At 48.1% G+C, this 7,227-nt stretch carries 4 protein-coding genes and 1 riboswitch; all 4 genes read left to right on the forward strand.

The window, feature by feature from the left end; translation table 11 throughout:
* Nucleotides 1-117 (forward strand): hypothetical protein (locus tag C4S74_RS26090; protein ID WP_146065535.1); only part of this gene is annotated, 117 nt, incomplete at its 5' end.
* Between the two features lie 169 nt (nt 118-286).
* Nucleotides 287-386, forward strand: a riboswitch (purine riboswitch).
* A 185-nt stretch (nt 387-571) separates the two neighbouring features.
* Complete coding sequence (locus tag C4S74_RS26095) at nt 572-1,978, forward strand: NCS2 family permease (protein WP_103998195.1); 1,407 nt, start codon at nt 572-574, stop codon at nt 1,976-1,978.
* 306 nt (nt 1,979-2,284) lie between these two features.
* Nucleotides 2,285-3,556, forward strand: coding sequence for an S-layer homology domain-containing protein (locus tag C4S74_RS26100; RefSeq protein ID WP_103998196.1), 1,272 nt, complete (start codon nt 2,285-2,287; stop codon nt 3,554-3,556).
* Between the two features lie 180 nt (nt 3,557-3,736).
* The gene (locus tag C4S74_RS26105; protein WP_258042620.1) at nt 3,737-7,129 is read left to right on the forward strand and encodes a DUF5704 domain-containing protein; all 3,393 of its coding nucleotides are present in this window, start codon (nt 3,737-3,739) and stop codon (nt 7,127-7,129) included.
* The last annotated feature ends 98 nt before the right edge of the window (nt 7,130-7,227 follow it).

Raw genomic sequence — 7,227 nt, forward strand, 5'->3', positions numbered from 1 at the left:
ATTCCTTGGGATGTCCTGGAGAAAATCTCCGTGCGGATCGTCAACGAAGTGGACAACGTCAACCGTATTGTCTACGACGTAACGTCGAAACCGCCAGCAACGATCGAGTGGGAATAGTATACAAAGATCAAGGCCGGACCCTTCCGAAAGGGCTCCGGCCTTTTTTGTCGGCTTTATCCGCCCCGTCTCACATGGAAAAAATCCCGAACATTAACTCTTTTTTGCCAGTTAAATATTCGTTATTCCGTATTGACAAGATCCGATTCGCTTACTAAAATGAAGAGGAATGACAAAATTGAATGCTTTTCGTATAATTCCGGGGATTGGCCCGGAAGTTTCTACGAGGTCACCGTAATGATCTGGCTACGAAAAGAACGTGCAGCCCAGCGGCCTTTGGCGCCTCTTTTTGAAATGGACGATCGCGAATTTGCTCCGGCAGATTAGGGAAGTTTATTTCCAAAGGAAGTGACCGATGACCGTGGGAGCCGCTCTTTCTTGCAACCGGCCCAGGTGATAAACGTCGCCCGGGCTTTTTGTTGTTCTCATCCAATTTAAGGGGGATTTCGTTGCAATGGATCGTTTTTTTAGATTAAAGGAAAACGGCTCTAACGTACGGACCGAAATTATGGCGGGCATCACCACGTTTATGGCTATGGCTTACGTGCTGGTTATTAATCCGAACATCCTGACCGCTTTCGGCAAAACAGGCATGGAGTGGTATCCCGTGTTTCTCGCGACCGCTTTGGCCGCCGGTATTTTTACCATCGCCATGGGGCTGTTCGTGAACTTTCCGGTCGCACTGGCTCCGGGTATGGGACTTAACGCGTACTTTGCGACTGTCGTGGTCTCCACCGCTTCCACCAACAACCCGATTACTTGGCAGATGGCTCTGACCGCCGTCTTTATCTCGGGGATCATTTTTATCATTCTGACCATTACGAGACTGCGGCAGATGCTGCTCGTCGCGATTCCGGACGGAATCAAGCACGCGATTACCGTGGGGATCGGTCTTTTTATCACCATCGTGGGGTTGAAAAACACCGGTCTGATGACAATTGCGGCTGAAACCGTTAACGATATTCCGAAAGGCCAGTTTACTCCGCTTAAGAGTTTTGAAACCGTTATTGAATTGGGCAGCTTTAAAAGCCCGGACGTGATTATGGCTTTGATCGGCCTCGTACTGATTTCCATTCTGATGGTGCTCCGTGTACGCGGTGCGATTTTGTTCGGTATTTTGGGTACGACGATTATCGCTCTTCTTATGGGATATGTTGATCTTAGCTCGCTGAACAATCCCCAAACACCTTGGATTCCGGACCTCGGCCAGCTTAACTTCTGGGAGTTTGATTTTGCCGGTATTATGGGCGTCGGCATTGTATCGGTCATCGTGACCTTTACTTTCGTCGAAATGTTCGACACGTTCGGTACGCTTGTAGGTACGGCTAACCGTGCGGGCATCATGAAAAACAAAGAAGAAGGCAACAAGCGCGTCGGTAAAGCGATGTTCGTTGATGCTTTTGCGGTCAGCGGCGGCGCCATGCTGGGTACCAGCACCGTAACCGCTTATGTGGAAAGCTCCGCCGGTGTAGCGGAAGGCGGCCGTACCGGTCTTACTTCGCTCACAACGGGTATCCTGTTTATTCTCGCTCTGTTCTTCGCGCCGATTATCGCTCTGATTCCGGGTTCCGCGACGGGTGCGGCCCTGATCGTCGTAGGCGTTCTGATGATGCAGGCCGTGCGTGACATCGACTTCCAGGATCTTGTGATCGGGATTCCGGCATTCCTGACCATCACGTTCATGCCTTTCACTTACAGCATTGCCAACGGTATTTCTCTCGGTATCGTAGGTTATGTCATTCTGGCGGTTATTTCTCAGTTGAGCAGCCGTGTTGAAAAGAAACACAGCATTCACTGGCTCATGTGGATCTTGTTCGTTCTTGTTATTGCGCGCTACGTGTTTATCGGCGTGAGCGGTTAAAGGGTTGCAAAGCAGCGGACCGGCCTCGGATTCAATCCGATAGGCCGGTTTTTTTATATGTTTATTTACTTGATTATATTTTCACTATTTCCAAATATTGATAGATGGTTTATACTTGGTTTTGTGCCTTCGTTTTTCCTCATCCCCCTCCCGCACGCCCCTTCCAGCTCATTTCTTTTTCATTCTCTTTATCTCTTTTTTATCGTTGTACAAGCTGAAGCTGTTTATTTTACTGTTCATTCGGCTCTTTATGTTTGTTTGCTGTGCCTAATTCTATTATTTGCTGTTTGCCAAGGAGGTTTTTACATGGTTTTTTGGAAAAAAAGCAAAAGCAACTGGGGAGCCGCCATCTTTTTGGGGACGGCCGCTTTATTTCCGTTTGAAGCAAAAGCAGTTGGCCTTCATGACGAGCCAGCCGCTGCTGTGCAGGCAGGGTCTTTTAGCGATGTAGGGGGGCACTGGGCTGAAAAAGTCATCCGCCAGGCAGCCGACCTTAACCTGGTACAAGGATACGGCGATGGAACCTTTAACCCGAACGGGAAAATTACGCGTGCCGAATTCGCGGCTATGCTGAGCCGTGCTACGAAACAGAAGGCAGAGCAAGGATCGGCCGAAAGCACACTCCCGGGTTTACAGAACCATTGGAGCCAGGCGGAGGTCACTCAGCTAGCCGCTATCGGTTTTATCGACCGGAACGATTACAAGGAAGGCTTTTCACCCGACCGGGAACTGACGCGCTATGAAATGATCAAATGGATCTCGTCGGGACTCGTCCAATCGGAGCCAAGCTTTAAACAGGCATTGGAGGACACGGAGGACACCCTGCTGCCCACACCCGAGACCTACAAAGGAGGCATTTCCAGCGAGCAGATTCCTTACGTGGCCCTTGTAAAAGGCACAGGCATTGTGGACGGATTTGAAGACGGCACGTTTCGGCTTGCCCAAGCGACCACAAGGGCGGAAGTTTCCGCCATTTTGATGCGGTATATGGAGGCGGAAGGCAGCAAAGCCGAACAATACAAGGCGCTTAACGAACTGAGGGAGGTTGGAGTTACAGGGTCGAATGTACTTTCGATAACAAAATATTTATACTCTAAAAATTTTAATAATGAGGATGCAAGCTTCGATAAAATCAAGAATAAAGAGGTAACTCTTAAAAATAATATCGCAAAAATGAAAGTTAAAAGAATTATATTTATTGATACAATCGACACAAAAGCTTCAGGTGTTTACGCTCAAATGTTCTTAGATCAAGTTGAAAAATACCAATACAATAGATACATTGCTGTTTCTGAAATTTCAGTTATTTCAAATTTAGATAAAATTGATCCTAACACACTAGCGAATGGTATGGGAAATGGAATTACGTCTGCTACCAGATTAAGCGATGCTTCAGCTACACGATACGGAGTGCCAACGATCCCCTTAGCATCTGCTGCATTTTTCAAAAAAGGAATTGAAAACTCAATTTGGGTTATTCAAACAATGCCAAAAATACCGCCCAATAATAGAGAATACATATCATATAGTATAACCACAGATTCTGGCGATAACGGCGGGATAATTCTAAGAAAATAATATAAACGTAAGGAGTGGTTCTAAATTCTACAAAGAATATTATTAGCTATATCTAGCTTGCTATTATTAACTCTGACAAGTTCATACTACAAGGTGAAAGCTGCTACTCAACAACCACCTAAAATGCAAAGATCGAGTCCTAAAACTATATATTCGGAGCCACGAATAGCTACTCCTGGTGTGTACTGGTATCAATTGGATTCTGGGGGGTTTAGAGTAGATTATTCTGGTGGTCGGAGTGATGTAGGTTGGAATGGAGATTGTTACAATCCGAGACCAGCGTACACTAAAATACCTGATGATGTTAATCTTTCTAAATGGGCGGCCCAGATATGGAAAGATGAAAGAGGGAGGATTGTTAAAGCCGAAAACGTTGCTAAAGCACATTTAGATAGTGTTGAGTATGAACCGAGTAATTCATACGACCCCGCTAATATAAAGCCGGATATAACTGGTGATGAAACGGCGCTCATTAGAACCAATACTGGAGGCAACAAAGTTCCCACATATCTTGAAGAATTTATGAAAAGACCAAATGGTTGTCCCAAAATGATTGTTGAGTATGACACTCCTGTAATGATCACCTGGGCAGGAGACATCTACGAAGAAAAAGAAATCACCGCAACGCCAGACTCGACCATCTCCGTAGGACAAAAAATTCAACTCCAGGCAAACGTCAAAACCAAAGACTGGGGAGCAAGCGACTGGGGAAAGGAATATGACGTAGCTGCCCGAACAACCGAGACCACGTGGAAATCCGAAGACGAAACTATCGCCGCAGTGAACGCTTCCGGGCAAGTTCAAGGCAAAAAGGCCGGAAAAGTTAAGATAAGAGCCACTTGGGACAACGGCGATTACCGCATTTCAGACACTGCTGAAATTACGGTTACGACAGACCCTGGACTTGTGATCAATCTCCCTCAGCCCGATTTTTGCACCTCCGACTCCTCTCCGCAGCAAGCGGAAGCCGTGCTGACTAAGCCGGACGGCACCTCATGGTCCCTTCAAAAACACGATAAACTAACTTGGACAAGCTCCAACCCCTCCATCGCAGCCATTGACCAATCGGGCAAAATCACCCTGAAAGCAGCAGTAGGAACCACGCAAATAACAGCACATTTTAAAGATGATCTTCAGCATTTGGATGAGAAAAAAACCGTCACCCTGACGGTAAAAGATTGCGGCTCCTCAGGTGGAGGAAACCCGGGTACGGGTAATCCCCAGCCCCCCGGAGGAACTAATGGATGCAGCCCGGTAATCAATCCGCCGGCAAAAGGCGCATCGCAAAACGGCACCTCGATGAATCCTCAGGCAAGCGGCATGCTTCGTGCCGACAAGCGCGGTGCCGAAACCTTCAACGTCCTCGAAGGCATCCCCACTTCCGAAAGCCTCTACGCGAATGCGTTTAGTCTCCAATACCTTTTTCAAAACAAATTCACCAATATTACCGGAGAGGTCACCTACAATGTCCCCGTCACCAAAACATATGTATGGACCGTCCCCGTTCCTCCGCCCGGCATTCCGATTCCCATGAGCCAGACAGTTACTCAAACGATGACCGTCAAGCGTCCTTACGGCTACTGGCAAATCGATAATCTGGAAATTTACAGGCCCCAGAAGGTACAGTTCAGCAATTATGCTCTTGGCGGATATGGCGGTTCGGTTACCATGGACGCTAAAAATTACACGCCTCCCGTTATAACAAGCTCAAATAAAGACGACGTATCCGCACACGTAAAACCCTCGAACTGCAATTCCGTTAACTTAGGTACCGGCGGAGGTCCGCCAATGAACGAAACCGGCTTGTTTCAAGCGGCTGCGGAAGCAGCGGTCGGTGCAAACAAAGTGAGTAATGATCTTTTGGTGTTTAACGGCGTCACGCTTATGGATGACCGGATTCACGACGCCGCGGCTCCACTGCCCAAGCCTATTCCGGAGCCTGCCAGGTTAGGTGCGGATACGTTTTACGGGACCGGCTACATGATCAGCAAATCACTGGCCAACCGGCAAAACCAGCCCACATCCGCAATAATCGCTTACACGCTTCTACCGGGAAACATTAAAGGAGGAGCGGACAAAACCTTCGAAATTCCGGGCATCAATCCCGTTACAGTTCACACGCCGGTCATTATGGTCCCCTCGGTTTCCGACGATCAGGCGCATAATCAGAAAACGTCCCCTGCCTACGAACGTTCTGCCCTAATCCTTGACCGTCCTTTTAGCGTAACCATACCCACAACGGGTCCGCACCGCGGCATACCGGGCTACGAGACTCGTGATTTCGCCAAGTACAACAGGCAGAAACAAGTGTGGTTTCCGTTTGACACTTACGACGCATCTATGAAATTCATACCGAAGGATACGTGGATCGACATACCGGTAGGACAGTTGTCTTCTACCTTCTATATGCCGGTATGGGTAGACGAAGGTCCCTATAGTGTCCTTTTTCGCTCTATTGCGGAAAATGCTCCGGCTTCGTTTACGACAGAACCACAGGCTAACCTGGACTTGACCAATCACGTTGCTACGGATACGGTTCGGGTCGATGTGATCGGACGACTTTATGATTTTAAAGTAACGGACATTGCAGACTACAATTGGGAAAGCGTCTTTCGTACCGCTAAAGGCAGTGCGGCGCATACCGAAACGAACTATTGGGTAGGAGCAAAAGGAATCGACGGTCAGCCTCGGCCCACGGGCTATCCCTTCATTCTCCCGATACATCCGGGAAGCCACCCCGAAGCGGGCTATAAGAACATAGCGGTGAAAACAGGCTATCACATCAAGTTTGACCTCAAGACCAAAGGCAATATGTTCGGTCCGGATGATGGCGTGAGGATTACACCGGCTTTTTATTTCGTTTCTAATGAAGGAGGCAAAAGACAGCCCGTTGATTTGTATTATCATACGGAGAATCAACCATTTGTCCGTATCGGTTCCCAGCAGGATGAAGAAAAGCGTTTTGTCGTTTTAAACGACAGGCTGCGCAATGTAAGTACGCAAGAGCTTGAGCAGACGGCAGGCTATCTTTTTGATCAGTCTCCGGGTTCCTTCACGAACCGGGCGTTATTTACGGCCGACTATTTAAAGAAAGCGGCCAAACCAGCCTGGGTAGGGACCTATCATTGGCTCATTTTATCCCGGCAGGTGCGGACTTTTATTGGAGGAACTCAGAACATTCCGGCGGGAGTGGATGAAGCGCGGGTCCTCGCTTCCGACCAAAAATGGTACGGGGAGTACAGCCTGCCTGCAGCGGTGTATGCCGTACCGAAAGCAACAGATCTTGCCGCTTATGGCCGAAGTCAAACACTGGATGACCGGTCACCGATCTTTTTGCGGAATGGCTACATCGTCGTGAACTTCAATATTGAAAGCATTCGTGCGGGCGATGTTAATCGGCCTTATCTGCAATATATCCATGGTCCGTTGAACAACCAATGGCAGTTGGAGGGAGGAGTTCAGAGTGTGACAGACGCCAAGGGCCATACATTCCCGGTGACGGATGGAGACGTTGTTTTCTACCATGGAGATCTTTCAAGCTATGATGATTTCGGTTCTAACGGTACTCATTAGCATTAAAGGCATCCGCTCTAAAGTTAAGAAAGCAAGCGGAATAGGGAAGAGTCTAATCACGGCTCTTTCCCCTTTCCACAAAATGGTTGTTGCAAAAG

It is taken from the genome of Paenibacillus sp. UNC499MF, assembly GCF_900107975.1.
Taxonomy (GTDB): Bacteria; Bacillota; Bacilli; order Paenibacillales; family NBRC-103111; genus Paenibacillus_F.

What these genes read in the sequence shown, in the direction of transcription:
- C4S74_RS26095 (WP_103998195.1), top strand. Translation starts at nt 572, where the DNA reads ATGGATCGTTTTTTTAGATTAAAGGAAAACGGCTCTAACGTACGGACC.
- C4S74_RS26100 (WP_103998196.1), top strand. Translation starts at nt 2,285, where the DNA reads ATGGTTTTTTGGAAAAAAAGCAAAAGCAACTGGGGAGCCGCCATCTTT.